Source organism: Sphingopyxis sp. EG6, from assembly GCF_003609815.1.
In the GTDB taxonomy this organism is placed as follows: domain Bacteria; phylum Pseudomonadota; class Alphaproteobacteria; order Sphingomonadales; family Sphingomonadaceae; genus Sphingopyxis.
Genome location: NZ_AP017603.1, coordinates 2247887 through 2265049, shown reverse-complemented (window position 1 = coordinate 2265049; position 17163 = coordinate 2247887). Strand labels below are relative to the sequence as shown.

The 17163-nt window shown below is 66.1% G+C and carries 15 protein-coding genes and 2 riboswitches; of the genes, 13 read left to right on the top strand and 2 right to left on the bottom strand.

Annotation, left to right across the window (positions count from 1 at the left end; genetic code table 11):
* The first annotated feature begins 1 nt into the window (after position 1).
* From ftsA to SPYCW_RS10920, 13 genes are all read left to right on the top strand, one after another.
* Complete coding sequence (gene ftsA, locus SPYCW_RS10980) at positions 2 to 1258, top strand: cell division protein FtsA (protein WP_120216812.1); 1257 nt, start codon at positions 2 to 4, stop codon at positions 1256 to 1258.
* Between the two features lie 153 nt (positions 1259 to 1411).
* Positions 1412 to 2881 carry a cell division protein FtsZ gene (gene ftsZ, locus SPYCW_RS10975; protein ID WP_120216811.1) on the top strand — a complete coding sequence of 490 codons (1470 nt, stop codon included), beginning with the start codon at positions 1412 to 1414 and terminating at the stop codon, positions 2879 to 2881.
* Positions 2882 to 2956: 75 nt separating this feature from the next.
* A complete protein-coding gene (locus tag SPYCW_RS10970; protein WP_232014678.1) occupies positions 2957 to 4840 on the top strand; it encodes an SPOR domain-containing protein in 1884 nt (627 codons plus the stop codon).
* Between the two features lie 265 nt (positions 4841 to 5105).
* Complete coding sequence (locus SPYCW_RS10965) at positions 5106 to 6278, top strand: deoxyguanosinetriphosphate triphosphohydrolase (protein ID WP_120218255.1); 1173 nt, start codon at positions 5106 to 5108, stop codon at positions 6276 to 6278.
* Positions 6271 to 6918: an NAD(P)H-binding protein gene (locus SPYCW_RS10960; protein WP_120216809.1), complete on the top strand. Its 648-nt coding sequence runs from the start codon at positions 6271 to 6273 to the stop codon at positions 6916 to 6918. The genes SPYCW_RS10965 and SPYCW_RS10960 overlap by 8 nt, the downstream gene beginning before the upstream one ends.
* A gap of 61 nt (positions 6919 to 6979) precedes the next feature.
* Positions 6980 to 7081: riboswitch (glycine riboswitch) on the top strand.
* Positions 7082 to 7186: riboswitch (glycine riboswitch) on the top strand. It begins immediately after the preceding riboswitch.
* A gap of 54 nt (positions 7187 to 7240) precedes the next feature.
* Complete coding sequence (gene gcvT / locus SPYCW_RS10955) at positions 7241 to 8407, top strand: glycine cleavage system aminomethyltransferase GcvT (RefSeq protein WP_120218254.1); 1167 nt, start codon at positions 7241 to 7243, stop codon at positions 8405 to 8407.
* 3 nt (positions 8408 to 8410) lie between these two features.
* Positions 8411 to 8782, top strand: coding sequence for a glycine cleavage system protein GcvH (gene gcvH, locus SPYCW_RS10950; RefSeq protein WP_120216808.1), 372 nt, complete (start codon positions 8411 to 8413; stop codon positions 8780 to 8782).
* Between the two features lie 83 nt (positions 8783 to 8865).
* Entirely contained in the window at positions 8866 to 9648 is a 783-nt protein-coding gene (locus SPYCW_RS10945; RefSeq protein WP_120216807.1) for a glycosyltransferase family 2 protein, read from the top strand.
* Between the two features lie 3 nt (positions 9649 to 9651).
* Positions 9652 to 11010, top strand: coding sequence for an aminomethyl-transferring glycine dehydrogenase subunit GcvPA (gene gcvPA / locus SPYCW_RS10940; RefSeq protein WP_120216806.1), 1359 nt, complete (start codon positions 9652 to 9654; stop codon positions 11008 to 11010).
* A gap of 32 nt (positions 11011 to 11042) precedes the next feature.
* Positions 11043 to 12557, top strand: coding sequence for an aminomethyl-transferring glycine dehydrogenase subunit GcvPB (gcvPB, locus tag SPYCW_RS10935; RefSeq protein WP_232014931.1), 1515 nt, complete (start codon positions 11043 to 11045; stop codon positions 12555 to 12557).
* A gap of 101 nt (positions 12558 to 12658) precedes the next feature.
* Entirely contained in the window at positions 12659 to 13105 is a 447-nt protein-coding gene (locus SPYCW_RS10930) for an ABA4-like family protein (RefSeq protein ID WP_120218253.1), read from the top strand.
* Positions 13105 to 13743, top strand: a complete 639-nt coding sequence (locus SPYCW_RS10925; protein ID WP_120216804.1) for a DUF938 domain-containing protein — start codon at positions 13105 to 13107, stop codon at positions 13741 to 13743. Before SPYCW_RS10930 ends, SPYCW_RS10925 begins: the two co-directional genes overlap by 1 nt.
* Positions 13744 to 13844: 101 nt before the next feature.
* A complete protein-coding gene (locus tag SPYCW_RS10920; protein WP_120216803.1) occupies positions 13845 to 15404 on the top strand; it encodes a fatty acid--CoA ligase in 1560 nt (519 codons plus the stop codon).
* Positions 15405 to 15585: 181 nt separating this feature from the next.
* Here the strand turns inward: SPYCW_RS10920 and SPYCW_RS10915 are convergent, their stop codons facing one another.
* Positions 15586 to 16203, bottom strand: a complete 618-nt coding sequence (locus SPYCW_RS10915) for a glutathione S-transferase family protein (protein WP_120216802.1) — start codon at positions 16201 to 16203, stop codon at positions 15586 to 15588.
* The gene (locus SPYCW_RS10910; protein WP_120216801.1) at positions 16200 to 17138 is read right to left on the bottom strand and encodes a DMT family transporter; all 939 of its coding nucleotides are present in this window, start codon (positions 17136 to 17138) and stop codon (positions 16200 to 16202) included. The genes SPYCW_RS10915 and SPYCW_RS10910 overlap by 4 nt, the downstream gene beginning before the upstream one ends.
* Between the last annotated feature and the right edge of the window lie 25 nt (positions 17139 to 17163).

The window sequence follows — 17163 nt, the reverse complement described above, 5'->3', positions numbered from 1 at the left end:
GATGGCCCCGCCGCGCATCGAAAAGATCATCACCGCGCTCGATGTCGGGTCGTGGAAGGTGTGCGCGCTGATCGCGGGGCAGGCCGCCGACGGCCAGCTGCATGTGCTGGGTACCGGGCAGCGCGAAAGTCGCGGCGTCCAGCGCGGCTATGTCGCCGACATGGAGCAGACCGAACATATCGTGCGCGAAGCGATCGAACAGGCCGAGCGCATCGCGGGGCTCAATATCGACGATGTGTGGGTCAGTTTTTCGGCGGGCGGTTTGCTCAGCGACGTCGCGCCGATCGAAAGCGAACTCGGCGGCCATCGGATCGAGAAAGAGGATATCGACGACCTGCTTGCCGCGGGCCGCGCCGGGATCGACCCCGAAGGCCGCATGATCCTGCACGCGCAGCCCGCGCTTTACACGCTCGACGGCCTGACGGGGGTGAAGAACCCGATCGGGCTCCACGCCGACCGGCTGGGCGTCGACATCCATATCATCATGGCCGACGGCGCCCCGGTGCGCAATCTGGAAGCGGCGGTGCGGCAGGCGCATCTTGACGTCAACGCGGTGGTCGCGTCGCCGATCGCGGCAGGGCTGGCCTGCCTGTCTGACGAGGAACGCGACCTTGGCGTCGCGCTGGTCGAACTTGGGGCTGCGGTCACCACGGTCTCGCTTTATGCTGGCGGAATGCTCGTCGAAATGGCTTCGCTGCCCTTTGGCGCAAGCGACATCACCGACGATATTGCGTCGGCCTTTGGCATAAGGCGCAGCCAGGCACAGCGGCTGCAGAGCTTTTACGGTTCGGCGTCGGCCAGTCCGCGCGACAATAACGAGATTATCGAGCTGGAACCCGGCGCCCCCACCGGCGGCGATGCCCCGCGCATCACGCGCGCGCAATTGGTCACGGTGATCCGCCAGCGGCTCGACGCGATGATGGGAGAGATCGGCAGGACGTTGAAAGACCTGCATTTCGTCGGCCCGATCGGGCGGCAGGTGGTGCTCGTCGGCGGCGGTGCCGACCTCAAGGGCATTGCCGATTACACTCAGAGCGCGCTCGGCCGCGCGGCGCGTGTCGGACGGCCGCGCGGCCTGCACGGTCTACCCGATGCGCACAGCGGCCCCGCTTTTGCAACGCTCGCCGGTCTGGTTCTCTATGCCGCGTCGGACCCCGTGGATCTGCGCGATTTGCCGATGATGTCGCAGGATGTCTATCGCCCGGCGAGCAGTTCGATCCTCCACCGGTTGATGGCGGCGTTAAAAAGCAGTTTTTAGCGGTGAAACGCGAAAAAAGGTTAATTTTTTGGATGATTCCCACGTCACAATAGTGCAATGCGGGTTAAGAAAACCGGGCGGCGGGACACCCGCTCGTTTGGGTCGCAAGGTTGGGGAAGCGGCACCTGTCCGCCGCTGCAGGGAGACTTTTTGATGAGCATCAATATTGGCCCGCCGCAGGTCGATGAACTGAAGCCGCGGATCGCGGTGATCGGCGTCGGCGGCGCGGGCGGCAATGCCATCGCGAACATGATTGCAGCGCGGGTCGAGGGGGTCGACTTCATCGTTGCGAACACCGACGCGCAGGCGCTGAACGCATCGCCCGCCGAACGGCGCATCCAGCTGGGGACGCAGATCACGCAGGGGCTGGGCGCCGGTTCGCGACCCGAGGTTGGCCGCGCGGCCGCCGAGGAGAGCATCGCGCAGGTCGAGGAAGCTTTGAACGGCGCGCACATGTGCTTCGTCGCCGCGGGCATGGGTGGCGGTACCGGCACGGGGGCGGCGCCGGTCATCGCCAAGGCGGCACGCGATCGCGGCATCCTGACCGTCGGCGTCGTCACCAAGCCCTTCACCTTCGAAGGCGCGCGCCGCATGCGGTCGGCGGACTCGGGCATTGCCGAGCTGCAGGACCATGTCGACACGCTGATCGTCATTCCGAACCAGAATCTGTTTCTGGTCGCCAACCCCAACACGACCTTCAAAGAAGCCTTCACCATGGCGGATGAAGTGCTGCAACAGGGCGTGCGCGGGATCACCGACCTGATGGTCATGCCCGGCCTCATCAACCTCGACTTTGCCGACGTTCGCAGCGTGATGCGCGAAATGGGCAAGGCGATGATGGGCACCGGCGAAGCCGAAGGCGACGGCCGCGCACTCGAAGCCGCGCAAAAGGCGATCGCCAACCCGCTGCTCGACGGCGTGTCGATGGCGGGCGCCAAGGGCGTCATCATCTCGATCACCGGCGGCGAGGACATGCGCCTGATGGAAGTCGACGAGGCCGCGAACCATATCCGCGAACTCGTCGATCCCGACGCCAACATCATCTGGGGCAGCGCGTTCAACGACAGCCTGGACGGCAAGATCCGCGTGTCGGTGGTCGCCACCGGCATCGACAGTAACGGCGAGATGGCAGCGCAGGCTTCGCCCGCGACGCGCAGCTTCTCCTTTGCTCCGGCGCGCACCGCGGCTCCGACGCCGGTGGCCGAGGAGGCTTTTGAACCGGTTGTCGAGGAAGAGACCGTTGCTGACGCAACCGCCGAAGAGGCGAGTGAACCTGCGCCCGGCTTTTCGCTGAGCGATACGGTCGAGGCCGAGGCGCCTGCCGCCGAAGACGAGCCGATGGAATTGTCGCAGGTCGCCGCCAGCTATGACGATACGGCGGAAGAGCTGGTGCTCGATGCACCCGAAGCGCCTGCGGCCGATTATCGGTCAGCGCCTGCCGCAGCATCGGATGGCGGTGCTGGAGCTGCCGCGGAATCGCCGGCACGCGCGATCGGTGGTGGAACCTTGTTCGAACGTATGTCGCGCCTGTCGCGCGGCGCCACCGCGCCCGAGGGTGAGGCGGTCGACAAGGAAGACGGGGTTGATATTCCGCGCTTCCTGGGGCGTCAGAACAACCAGTAACGGGGCTAGCGAACGGCCGCCCACCGGGCACGGCGGGCCGGAAAGCGGGATGATTTGCCCATGCGGCAAGCAAAAATGACGGCAAGGCCGGCCCGCGCGCGGCTTTGTTCCGGCGCATTCGGCGCGCTGTTGCTCGGGCTGCTGGCGGCGCCTGCGTTCGCGCAGGTGACGCCGCCCGACGCCGCGACCAAGGCGGCAATGGAGAAGCGTACCGCGGCGCGGACGTTGCTGTCGTCGGCGCTCGCGCGGATTGCGTCGAACAACAGCGATCCGCGCGCGCTGCTCGACGCCGGGCGGGCATCGATCGAGTTGGAAGATTATCGTGCGGCGCTCGGCTTTCTGGTCCGCGCCGAGCAGGCGAGCCCGCGCGATGGCGCGATCAAGGCAGCGCTGGGATCGGCAGTGGTTCATATGGAAAACCCGACCCGCGCCCTCGATTATTTTGGCGAGGCGCAGCTGCTCGGCGCGCCCGAGCGGCTGTTTCTGGCGGACCGTGCGCTAGCCCGCGATTTGCTGGGGCAGCAGGATGCGGCCCAGCGCGATTACCAGCTGGCGCTGTCGATCGCTCCGAACGACGAACTGACGCGGCGCTATGCCCTTTCGCTCGGGATCAGTGGCGAGGCCGATCGCGCGATCCAGATGCTGACGCCGCAATTGCGGGCGCAGGATCGCGGCGCTTGGCGGTTGCGCGCAATGATCCTGGCGATGAACGGCCGCGACGGCGAAGCAACCGAGATCGTCAACGCAACGATGCCGCCTGCGATGGCGCAGAATATTCTGCCCTATCTGACCCAGATGGACCGGCTCAATCCGGCGCAGCAGGCCGCAGCCGCCCATTTCGGGCGCTTCCCGAACGGCCAGCTTGCGGCGAAGCGCAAGCCGGTGCAGGTGGCCGCCGCGACGCCATCCCCGACACCGCCCGCGACGTCGACCCGGCGCCCCAGCGCTGGCACCAGCCGCCCGCCCGCCGCGTCGGTCGCTGCGACGCCGGCCCCGACGCCCAGCACGCGGCCAATCGGGCCCGCCTATGCCCAGCCGCGCGAGTCCGCGCCGCAGCCTGCATCACCCCCAAAGCCAACGCCCGCTCCAACGACGCGCACCGCAAAGTCGGCGGTCGCCTTGCCGGATGGGCCTGCGTCGTCGGGGCCGCCGGTCTTGCAATCGACATTGCGCCAGACGCTTCGGCCCGCCGTTTCCCCCTTGCCTGAAAAAGCATCCGATATCGCGGCGGGGTCGGCAGTCGCGGCAGGACCGTCACCGGCGGCTGCAAACCCCGATCCGATCGTCGCCGCACAGAGTAGCGCGCGCGAAGTCGCTGCGGGCTTCTCGATCGCCGACGTTGGGACCAGCGGAGCCGTCGCGGCAGCGAACATGGCGACCACATCGCGCGATGCCCCGCCATCCGCGCCAACGCCCGCCGCAGTATCCAATTCTTCGGCGCCCGCTCCCGCTCCCGCTGCGGTTGCACCAGTGGCGTCGCTTGCCGACATCGTCGGGTCGATCGAGATTCCGCCGGAGGAACTGAACCAGCCCGACAATGCGATCGGTGCCGACACGCTCGCAAAATTGCTCGAAGACAAGCGACGCGCCGACGCGGCGGAGGATGCAAAGCGCGAAAAGGACGCGGTTGCGGCGAAAGCCAAGGCTGAGGCCGATGCAAAGGCCAAGGCCGAAGCGGCAGAGAAAAAGGCCAATCCGGCGCGCATCTGGGTGCAGGTCGCGACTGGTGCCAATGCACGGGCGCTCGCGGCCGACTTTGGCAAATTCGCGAAGAAAAGCCCCGACTTGTTCAAGGGCAAATCGGGCGCGACCGCCGAATGGGGCCGGACCCGCCGCTTGCTGGTGGGGCCGTTCAAGGACCGCAAGGCAGCGCAGGATTGGCTGACCGGTTATAAAAAGGCGGGCGGCGACGGGTTCCTGTTCAACAGCGAGGCGGGCCAGGCCGTCGATCCGATTTAGGGCCAGAATCCACCATTTGCGCCTTCGAGGTTTGAAGCGATTTTGTTCAGGGCAAGGAAGCGAGACGCAGGCATATGAAGATATTCCAAGGCTCGCTGACGCAGCCATGGACAAAATCGGTCAAATCCCGAAGGGACGTCGAAATGGCTTCGATCTCGTCCCCGCGCGGCCTTGCGGATGGAACCACCATCAGCGGCGGCCACGCGAAGACGATATCTTCGCCATTTCGACGCCTCGAAGGCGCAAATGGCGGATTCTGGCCCTTATGAGCGTCGCCGATTGCGCCAGCAACCCGGCGCAAAGTCGCGGGCGACGCTATGCCGAGCAGGGCCGCGTCGTTCGCGGCCCGCGTGACGATTTCCAGCGCGACCGCGACCGCATCATCCATTCGATCGCCTTTCGTCGCCTGCGCCACAAGACGCAGGTGTTTGTCGCCCCCGACGGCGACCATTATCGCGTCCGCCTGACCCACAGCATCGAGGTCGCGCAGATCGGCCGCGGCATCGCGCGCGCGCTAGGGCTGAACGAGGATCTGACCGAGGCGCTTTGCCTGGCGCACGACATCGGGCATCCGCCCTTCGGTCATGCGGGCGAAGATGCGCTGAAGGCGGCGATGGCCGAGCATGGCGGTTTCGACCACAATGGCCATACGCTGCGTACGCTGGCGCAGCTCGAATGTCCTTATCCCCGTTTCGACGGTCTCAACCTGACGTGGGAAACGCTCGAGGGACTTGCGAAGCATAATGGCCCGGTGACGAACCCCGGCTGGGCGCTGGCCGCGATCGACGATGATTTCCGCCTCGACCTTGGCAGCCATGCCAGTCTTGAGGCGCAGATTGCGGCGGTCGCCGACGACATTGCTTATGACAATCACGACATCGACGATGGGCTACGCGCGGGCTTGCTCGACCTAGATCAGCTGATGGAGCAACCGTTTGTTGCCGCCAATTTCGGCGCCGTCGAGGGGCGCTTCCCCGGCGCGCCGCGCGACCGGTTGCTGCGCGAATTGGTGCGCGATCAGATCGGGGTCATGGTCAACGACGTCATCGCCGCGACCGCCGCCAATGTCGCGGCTGCCGGCGTCGCGAGCGTCGCCGACGTGCGCGCCGCGGGCCGAGCGCTCGGCGGCTTTTCGCCGGAGCTTGCGGCGCAGGAGCGCGAGCTGAAACGCTTCATGTATGCCAATCTCTATCATCATCCCGAACAGATCGCGGCTGCCGAGGCGGCGAATCAGGTCGTCGGCCGGTTGTTTGCCGCCTACGCCAACAATCCGGGCCTCATGGGCGAAGATTGGTCAGCGCGATTGCCCGGCGAAGAATGCGCGACAACGCGGCATATTGGCGATTATATTGCGGGAATGACCGACCGGTTCGCGATAGACCGCTACGCCGAGATTTTTGGCCGCGAAGCGGTGCCCGAGGCGCTGGCGCATGTCTGACGTGCTGATCGTCGGTGCGACCGGGCTGATCGGACGCGCGGTGATCGACGCTTTCGGGAATCGCGGCATCACGATCGTCGCGCGCCGACCGGTCGAGGGGCTGGCGCCGCATCATGTAGCGCGCGTCGCACCGCCACACGACTGGCCCCACGTCATCGCCGCCGAACGGCCCGCGGTCCTGATTTGCTGCCTTGGCACCACGATCCGCCAGGCGGGATCGCAGGCGGCGTTTCGCGCGGTCGACCATGACCTCATCCTCGCTGCGGCAGAGGGGGCGCGGCAAGGCGGCACGGGGCACATGATCGTCGTCAGCTCGGTTGGGGCCTCGGCAAAAGCAGGCAATTTCTATCTGCGCACCAAGGGTGAGACCGAGGATGACCTGCGTGCGCTCGGGTTCGACCGGCTCGACCTGATCCGTCCCGGGCTGCTGACCGGCGATCGGCCCGGGCCGCCGCGGCTTGGCGAGGGGCTGGCGACGGTCGCGGCGCCGCTGATGGATGCGTTGCTGCACGGTTCCCTTCGTCGCTATCGTTCGATTCCCGGTGACAAGGTCGCCGCGGCGATCGTCCGGTTGGCGGGGCAGGGCGGTTCGGGCGTGCATGCCCACGAAAACGACGCGATCCGCGCGCTCGCCGATTGACTCCGCCCGGGGGCAGCGCCAAGGCTCGCAGCGTCTGTCGGACCTCCCCTAAAGAGATTCGACCGGCCGCGCGGGAGAGCGTGAGGGCAGGGCAACCGGCGCCTCACCACCGAAGGAGCAACCGCCCCGGAAACTCTCAGGTCAGCAGGACCGCGCAGGCTGGAACGGACACTCTGGAAAGCGTTCCGGCTCATTGCTGGGACCACCGAAGGGGTAACCCCGGCGCGCCGGGGGAAAACTCTCAGGTTCCCGTGACAGAGGGGGCATGGCGAAAGGCGCGGCACCCCGCCGCGCATCCGCCGTGCAACCGCGGGAGACTGACATGACCGAAACCGAACAACTGGATGACGACGGCGCGATCGCGGCAGCGACCGAGGTGCTGCCGCTCGACGCCTGGCACCGCGCCAAGGGCGGACGGATGGTCGAGTTCGCCGGCTACTGGATGCCGATCCAATATGAAGGCATCATGGCCGAACATCTGTGGGTGCGCGAAAACGCCGGACTATTCGATGTCAGCCATATGGGGCAATTGCTGCTGTCGCACGCGGGCGGCGACAAGGCAGCGCTCCATGCCGCGGTCGAGACCCTGCTGCCGATCGACCTGTCGACGCTGCAGCTTGGAATGCAGCGCTATTCGCTGCTCTTGGCCGAGGACGGCGGCGTTCTCGACGACCTGATGGTCTCGCGCTGGCCCGACTATCTGTATCTGGTCGTCAACGGTGCCACCAAATGGGACGACATCGCCCATCTGCGTGAGCATCTGCCCGACGACATCGTGATCAATCATCTTGACGATCAGGCGTTGCTGGCGCTGCAAGGCCCCGGCGCGGCGGCGGCGCTGGGCCGCCACGTGACCGGAGAATGGCCACTGTCGGCGCTCGTTTTTATGCGCTTTGGCGCGTTTCAGATCGGCGGCGTGCCGGCGACGATCAGCCGGTCGGGCTATACCGGAGAAGACGGGTTCGAGATTTCGATCCCAGCCGACGCCGCGGCAACCGTGGCCGATCTGTTGTGCGCTGAGCCGGAGGTCAAGCCGATCGGGCTGGGGGCGCGCGACTCGCTGCGGCTTGAGGCGGGGCTGCCGCTCTATGGCCATGACCTCGATCCCGCGATCGATCCGGTCGAGGGCGATCTGGCGTTCGCGATCAGCAAGCGCCGCCGCGAGGAAGGCGGCTTTCCGGGCGCGGCGCGCATCCTCGGCCATCTCGCCGACGGCGCCCCGCGCAAACGGGTCGGCCTGCTTGTCGATGGCAAAATGCCCGTGCGCGAGGGCGCAAAATTGTTCGATGGCAACACCGAAATCGGCGTCGTGACGTCGGGCGGCTTTGCGCCCAGCGTCGGCGCGCCGATCGCGATGGGCTATGTGCCGACCGGATTGTCGGCGCCGGGGACCGCCGTCGCGGCCGAAGTGCGCGGCAAGCGCGTCGCCTGCACCGTCGCCGCCATGCCCTTTGTTCCGCATAATTATGTTCGTAAAACAGGAGCTTGATCGATGCCGCGTTACTATACCGAAGAGCATGAGTGGATCGAGGTTGACGGCGACGTCGCAACGGTCGGCATCACCGATTTCGCGCAGGGCCAGCTTGGCGACATCGTGTTCGTCGAAGTCCCCGACACCGGCGCCGAGCTCAGCCAAGGCGGCGACGCCGCGGTGGTCGAATCGGTCAAGGCGGCGAGCGATGTGTACGCCCCGGTCGACGGCACCGTGACCGAAGGCAACAGCGCGCTCGAGGAAGATCCCGCGCTCGTCAACTCGGACCCCGAAGGCGAAGGCTGGTTCTTCCGGCTGACGCTGAGCGACAAGAGCCAGCTTGACGGCCTGATGGACGCCGCCGCGTACAAGGCGTTCTGCGACGCGCTGTAGCGATTTCATCCCTCCCCTTCGGGGGAGGGTTTTATGGAGAAAATGCAATCGCCACGGACGCCGCCCTTGCCAATTGTCGCCTGATGGTGGCGACCCCGATCTATGAGGGGGCGCAGGGGACTTATGTCCGCGCGGCGCTGGCGCTCGCGCTGCGCGCCCAGGCGGCGGGCATTTCGGTGCGCTTCGAGTTCATCCTCTACCAGCCGTCGATCACCCGCGCGCGCAACATGCTGACCGCGATGTTCCTGGCGAGCGATTGCACGCATTTGCTGTTCATCGATGCCGACATCGATTTTTCGGCCGACGACGTGTTTTCGCTAGTCCGTGCGATGGAGGCGAACCCCGACTGCGGGGTGCTCGGCGGCGCCTATCCGCGGCGGATGATCAACTGGGCCAATGTCGCGCGCGCGGTGGAACAGGGGCTGGCGAAGGGTAACCCGGCGGACCTGGCGCGCTATACCGGCGACTTTGCGCTGCATTTCCTGAATCCCGAGCAGAATTTCAAGCTGACCGATCTCGTCGAATTGACGCGGCTCGGCACCGCCATGATGCTGATCCGCCGCGCGGTGCTGGAAGGCATGGCGGCGGCAATGCCCGACCTCGTGTTCCGGCCCGACCCCGCCGAGCGACAGGCGCATGGCGTCGGTGAAATCGTCCCGGCCTTTTTCTGCCCCTATATCGAGCCCGAAAGCCAGGCGCTGCTTTCCGACGACTATGCCTTTTGCCGCCGCGTGCGCGATGCAGGCTTTCGCATCTGGCTCGCGCCGTGGATTCGCACGACGCACGCCGGCCCGGCGATCTTTTCCGGCACTCTTGCCGACACCGTTCAGCTTTTCTCCCCAAAACCAGATTCTTCTGTGGAGTAGTTCATGCGTTATCTCCCCCTCACGTCCGATGACCGCAGCGCGATGCTTGCGACCATCGGAGCTGCCTCGATCGACGATCTGTTCGCCGATGTTCCCGTCGATGCCCGGCTCGACGGCCCGATCGCGGATCTGCCGCTGCACGCCAGCGAGCTCGCGGTCGAACGCCACATGGCGGCGCTGTCGCGCCAGAACCGCGCGGCGGGCGACGGTCCCTTCTTTTTGGGCGCCGGGGCGTACCGCCACCACGTCCCCGCCAGCGTCGATCATCTGATCCAGCGCGGCGAGTTTCTGACCGCCTACACGCCGTACCAGCCCGAAATCGCACAGGGCACGCTCCAGATGCTGTTCGAATTCCAGTCGCAGGTCGCGCGCCTGCTCGGCACGGATGTCGCTAATGCATCGATGTACGACGGATCGACCGCCTGCTGGGAAGCGATCGTGATGGCGCGGCGGGTCACCAAGCGGAACAAGGCGCTGCTGTCGACCGGTCTGCATCCGCATTACCGCAGCGTCGCGCGCACGATGGCGAAATATACTGGCGACGTGCTGGTCGATGGCGATCCCGGCCTTGATGCGGGAACCGACTGGGCGGCGCTTGCCGCCAGCATCGACAAGGATGTGAGCTGCGTTGTCGTCCAATATCCCGACATCCTCGGCCGCATCGACGATATGACCGCGCTCGCTGCGGCGTGTCAGGCGGCGGGCGCACTGCTGGTGGCGGTGGTCACCGAACCCGTGGCGCTCGGGCTGATCAAGGCGCCGGGTGAAATGGGTGCCGACATCGTCGTCGGCGAAGGACAGTCGTTGGGCGTCGGGCTGCAATTCGGCGGGCCTTATGTCGGCCTGTTTGCCTGCAAGTCCAAATATGTCCGCCAGATGCCGGGGCGCCTCTGCGGCGAGACGGTCGATGCGAATGGGAAGCGCGGGTTCGTGCTGACGCTCTCGACGCGCGAACAGCATATCCGCCGCGAAAAGGCGACGAGCAATATCTGCACCAATTCAGGACTCTGCGCGCTGGCTTTCAGCATCCACATGACCTTGCTCGGCGAAGCGGGGCTGCGCCAGCTTGCCGCGATCAACCATGGCCGCGCGAAAGCGGCTGCGACCGAGCTCGCCAAAGTGCCGGGCGTGTCGGTGATGAACGACAGCTATTTTAACGAATTCACCCTGCTGCTGCCGACGGAGGCGCGCCCGGTGGTCCACAAGCTGGCCGAAAAGGGCGTCCTTGGCGGCGTTTCGCTTGGCCGCCTCTATCCCGACAATGCGGCGCTCGCGAACGGCCTCGTCGTTGCCGTCACCGAGACGGTGACCGAGGATGATATTGCCGCCTTTGCCGCGGCGCTGAAGGAGGTGCTGGCATGACCGCGCTCAACCGCGCCGGCTGGCGCCCCGAAATGAACGTCGCTGGCGGCGCCGACGACACCGCGACCTTTACCGGAAACCGCGCGCTGATGCTCGAGCAAGCGCTGATCTTCGAGATCGGCGGGGCCGAAACCACCGGGGTCGATTTCGACGAAGCGGCGCCTGCCGCCCACCTTGGCGCGCTCGCGCGCACCGCGCCGATCGGCCTGCCGGGCCTCAGCGAAGCCGAAACGGTGCGCCACTACACGCGCCTGTCGCGGCAGAATTACGCGATTGACCTCGGGCTGTTCCCGCTCGGCAGCTGCACGATGAAGCATAACCCGCGCCTCAACGAAAAGGTCGCGCGCATGCCCGGCTTCGCCGATGCGCACCCGCTGCAGCCGCAGGAAACGGTGCAGGGCGCCTATGCAGTGATCCACGAGCTTGCCGAATGGCTGATCACGCTGACGGGTATGCACAGCGTCGCGATGTCGCCTAAGGCCGGCGCGCACGGCGAACTTTGCGGCATCCTCTGCATCAAGGCCGCCTTGGAGGCGCGCGGCGAAGACCGCCGCGTGATCCTCGTTCCCGAAAGCGCGCACGGCACCAACCCGGCGACCGCGGCCTTCGCCGGCTTCACCGTCGAGGACATTCCTGCGACCGAGGCCGGCCGCGTGAACCTCGAGGCGCTGAAGGCGCGGCTCGGCCCCGATGTCGCGGGGGTGATGATCACCAATCCCAACACCTGCGGGCTGTTCGAGCGCGAGATGAAGGCGATTTCCGACGCGGTCCACGCCGCGGGCGGCTATGTCTATTGCGACGGCGCCAATTTCAACGCGATCGTCGGGCGCGTGCGTCCCGGCGACCTCGGCGTCGATGCGATGCACATCAACCTGCACAAGACCTTCTCGACCCCGCACGGCGGCGGCGGACCCGGTTCGGGGCCGGTCGTGCTGTCGGAGGCGCTCGCCCCCTTCGCGCCGCTGCCCTTCGTCACGAAGCAGGGCGACGGCTTCCGCCTGATCGAAGAGGAAAGCGCCGGCGAGGATCATCCGCAGACCTTTGGCCGCATGACCGCTTTCCACGGCCAGATGGGGATGTTCACCCGCGCGCTGACTTACATCCTCAGCCATGGCGCCGACGGGCTGAAGCAGGTTGCCGAGGATGCGGTGCTCAACGCCAACTATGTGCTGCGCAGCCTGGAAGACGTGCTCGACGCGCCCTTCGCGGCATCGGGTCCGTGCATGCACGAGGCGCTGTTCAGCGACAAGGGGCTCGCCGAAGGCTTCTCGACGCTCGACATCGCCAAGGGGCTGATTGACGAGGGCTATCATCCGATGACGGTCTATTTCCCCCTCGTCGTCCACGGGGCGATGCTTGTCGAGCCGACCGAGACCGAGAGCAAGGCAGCGCTCGACCAGTTCATCGGCGCGCTGCGCAGCATCGCGATGCGCGCGCGCAATGGCGACCCGGCGCTGAAAACCGCCCCGCATTTCGCGCCGCGCGCGCGGCTGGATGAGACGGCGGCGGCGCGGAAGCCGGTTTTGGCTTGGGAGGGTGATCTATAATCGATCGTCATCCCGGCGAAGGCCGGGCTCTCGCCGGTGCGTCATGATGATAGGATGAGATCCCGGCCTTCGCCGGGATGACCGATAAAGGGGAGGGTGCGATGAGCTGGGACACAATCTTTCTGATCGCCAATTATTGGGCCGTTGCGGCGTGGATCGCGCTCGCCTTTCTGCCGCGCGGGCCAAAGATATTGGCGTTGATCCTCTATGCCGGCGTGTTCCTGCTGTGCCTTACCTATACGGTGATGATTGTCGGTTTCCTGACTGGCGGCATCGATCCCGGTGGGCCTGGCGGCGGTGATTTCACGACGCTGGCGGGGGTGATGAAGCTGTTCGACAGCCCCGGCGGCGCGACCCTCGGGTGGGTTCATTATCTGGCGTTCGACCTGTTTACCGGCATGTGGATCGCTCGCGACGCCGACCAAAAGGGGTTCAGCCGGGTCGCGCAATTCCCCTTTCTGCTCCTGACCCTGATGGTCGGTCCGGTCGGACTGTTCGCCTGGCTGATAGTGCGCGACCGGCGCGCGCGGGCGCAGGCCAAGGCCTGATGGCGTCATCGCCGACGTGGATGCCGAGCGACGGCGGCAGGGACGACAAACGCCACGCCCCGGCGACGCTGCGCAATCGCGATGCCATTGCGGCGGTACTGAGCGAATGGCTGCCCGCGAGCGGCACGGTGCTGGAGGTCGCGAGCGGATCGGGCGAGCATGTCGTCCATTTTGCCGCAACCTTCCCGGCGCTCGACTGGCAGCCGAGCGATCCCGATCCCGCGGGACGGATCTCTATCGCCGCTTGGTGCGCCGAGGCTGCGTTGGCCAATATCGCGCCGCCGCTGGCGTTCGATGCGGCGGCGGCAGACTGGCCGCTCGATCGGGCCGACGCCATCCTGTGCATCAATATGGTCCACATCAGCCCTTGGGCGGCGACGCTGGGGCTGCTGGCGGGCGCGGCGCGGTTGCTCGCGCCGGGGGCGCCGCTCATCCTCTACGGCCCTTATATCGAGCCCCACGTGCCGACGACCGGCAGCAACCTAGCCTTTGACGTCAGCCTGCGCGCCCGCGATCCGGCGTGGGGGCTGCGCGAGCTCGACGACGTCAAGGCCGCCGCTGCGGCGGCCGGACTGCGCTTTGCCGAACGACGCGCCATGCCCGCCAACAATCTGATGCTCCTGTTCCGCCGCACCTGACGTTGCTGACAGGGTTGCCGATACGCGCTTTACCTGCCGCGTACAGCCGCTAGCCTTTCCCCAATTGCGCGCCAAAGATGCGATTCGAGGAGAGAGAACCCATGCCCCGCGATGTTTCGGAGCTTTTCACATTCGATGAATTCCTGACCCATTGGGCCAGCGAGCGTCCCGACCGCGTCGCGCTGCGTGAAGAAGATCGCGTTTATAACTACGCACAGCTCGACGAAGCGACGGCGAAGGTCGCGTCGGCGCTGATTGCCGCGGGCCTGGGCAAGGGCGACCGGATCGCGTGGATCGGCAAGAATAGCGACCTCTATTTCATCCTCTTCTATGGCGCGGCGCGCGCCGGGATCGTGATGGCGCCGATCGGCTGGCGGCTGTCGCCGACCGAATGGGCGTTCATCGTCAACGACACCCAGGCAAAGCTGGTGTTCGCGGGGCCAGGGTTCGAAACGATCGCCGACCAGCTGGCTGGCAAGCTCGACCACGCCCCCAGGATCATCGACGCCGCCGCTGCGCGCGCGATGATCGATGGCGCGGCGCGGACTGCGTTCGCGCCTTCGACGGCGCATGATGCGGTGCTGCAACTCTATACGTCGGGCACGACCGGCAATCCGAAGGGCGCGGTGCTGTCGAACCATAATCTGTTCGCGCTGCGCAAACATTCGAACGACCTCGACCTGCCCTACACCAAATGGGAGGACGACGAGGCGGTGCTGGTCGCTATGCCATGCGCGCATATCGGCGGCACCGGGCTCGGCATCATGGCGCTCGCCGCAGGGCTGCCCGGCATCATCCTCGCCGAGTTCAACCCCGACGGGGTGTTCGACGCGGTCGAGCAACATGGCGTCACGCGCTTTTTCATGGTGCCCGCGGCGCTGCAGTTCCTGCTCATGCACCCGCGCTGCGCGACCGTCGATTACAGCCGCCTCAAATATATCCTGTACGGCGCCGCGCCGATCCCGCTCGAATTGCTGCGCCAGTGCATCCAGATGTTCGGGGCGCAGTTCATCCAGGCCTATGGGATGACCGAAACGACCGGCACGATCTCGATGCTGCCGCCCGAGGATCATGATCCCGCGGGCAATGCGCGGATGCGGTCGGCGGGCAAGCCGCTGCCGGGGGTCGAGATCAGGATTTTGGGATCAGATGGCGCGGAAGTTCCGGTGGGCGAGGTGGGCGAGGTGGTCACCCGATCGTCGAACAACATGCTGGGATATTGGAACCTGCCCGAAGCGACGGCAAAGACCGTCGATGCCGACGGCTGGATCCGCACCGGCGACGCGGGCTATATGGACGCCGACGGCTATCTGTTCATCCACGACCGGATGAAGGACATGATCATTTCGGGCGGCGAGAATATCTATCCCGCCGAGGTCGAGAGCGCGATCTTTGGTCACCCTGCGGTGCAGGAGGTCGCGGTGTTCGGCATCCCCGACGACAAATGGGGCGAGACGGTGAAGGCCGTCTGCGTCGCCAAGCCCGGGATGACGATCGACGAAGCCGACATCATCGCCTGGACGCGCGAACGCATCGCGCCCTTCAAATGCCCGCGCAGCGTCGATGTGATTGATGCGTTGCCAAGGAATGCGAGCGGCAAGATTTTGCGCAAGGATCTGCGCGCGCCATACTGGGCGGGATATGAGCGGATGGTGAATTGACGGGCGGCAGCTTGCGAACGGAAGCGGACATGTCTTCTCCACTCCCTTTTAGGGAGAGGCTGGGGGTGGGTAGCCGCCGAAGGCGGCATTCCGCCTCGGCTCGCTTCGCTCGCACCCACCCCTAACCCCTCCCTGGAAGGGAGGGGAATGGCTTAAAACCACCCCAAAGCAGACGTCGCGGCTAATCCCGCTGCCTCTCACGCGCCCGCACAAACCCCTCCCGCGCCATGCACCGCGCCAGCCACGCCTTCGTCGCCTCGCCCATCACGTCATCGGCCCCCAGCGTCGTCGCCAGAAACGCCGCATAGCCGATCGCAATATCGGCAATCGTGAAACGCCCCGCGACCAGCCATTCGCGCCCGTCGGCCAGAGCCGCCTCGATGCTCTTTGCGCGTCCGCCGAAGAAGGCTTTGTAGTCGTCGACCGCCTGCGCCAGCCGCCGCTCAGGCGCCTCGACCCGGGTGTAGCGGATCATGATCGCCAGCGGGAAGGTCAGCGTCGCGTCGCTGCGGTGCAGCCAGTTGCGATAGTCCCAATAATCCCCCTCGTCGCGGCGCACTTCAAGCAGCGTGCCTTCGGCGATGCGTTCGCAGATCGCCGCCGATTCGGTCATCAGCCGACCGTTCTCGACCCAGCCCGGGATCGTCATCAGCGGGTTCACCGCGCGATAATCGGGCTCGAACGCACGCGGCGGGAATTTCAGGACGCGCAGGTCGACGTCGATCCCGGCTTCTTCGACCGCCCACAGGCAGCGAAGCGAGCGGGCGTCGGGGCAGTGGTACAATATGGGGCGCGTCATGCGGCAACCTCCTTCGGTCGGGTGATGTGGCGGCGATGCTCGCGCCAGGCGATGAACAGCCCCGACGCGACGATCAGCGGCGCGCCGACCCATGTCGTGTCGGCGGGCAGGGTGCCAAAGAACCACCAGCCCGCAGCGATCGCCCACAGCAGGCTGGAATAATCCATCGGGATCACGACCGACACCGGGGCAAGGCGCAGCGCGCCGGTCAGCGACATTTGCGCGACCGCGCCAAGGAAGCCGAGCGCGATCAGCAACAGCCACTCCCCGCTGTCATGCGGCGTGATGACAAAGGGCAGGGCGATGCCGAGCGGGATCATCGAGAGCAAGCTGAACCAGAAGACGATCGTCGCGGCGGCTTCGGTGCGGCCAAGGTCGCGGACGGCAATGGTGATCAGCGCGGTCATGATCGCGCCGCCCAGCGCGACGAGGGTGCCGAGTGCGTGGGTGCCATCGAACCCGCCCGCAAAGCTTGCAAACGGATCGAGTACGACGAGGACGCCGACAAAACCGATGATCACCGCGCTCCACCGCTGCCACCCTGTGGCTTCGCCGAGCAGCAGCGCGGCAAAGATCACCGCAAAGATCGGCACCGAAAGGCTGATCGTCGTCGCTTCGGCCATCGGCAGCAGGATCATCGCGCCGAAATTGCACGCCATGCCGGTCAGCCCCATCAGCATCCGGCGCGTGTGCGCCCCGATGCGGTGGGTCTTGAGTGACGCGAAACCGCCGGTCGCCTTCACCCACAGGAGCAGGAAGGGCAACACCAGCGCCTGTCGCCAGAACAGGCTTTCGACGATGTGGATGCCTGCCCGGTCGATATATTTGACCACCACGAACATCAGCGACAGGCTGGCCATCGCGAGGAGGCGGAGCGCGATGCCGCCGAGATAGTTTTGCGGCGCGGCGGCGGAGGGGGCGGCGGCGGATGTCATGTCGCTCTGCGCATATCAGGCGAGT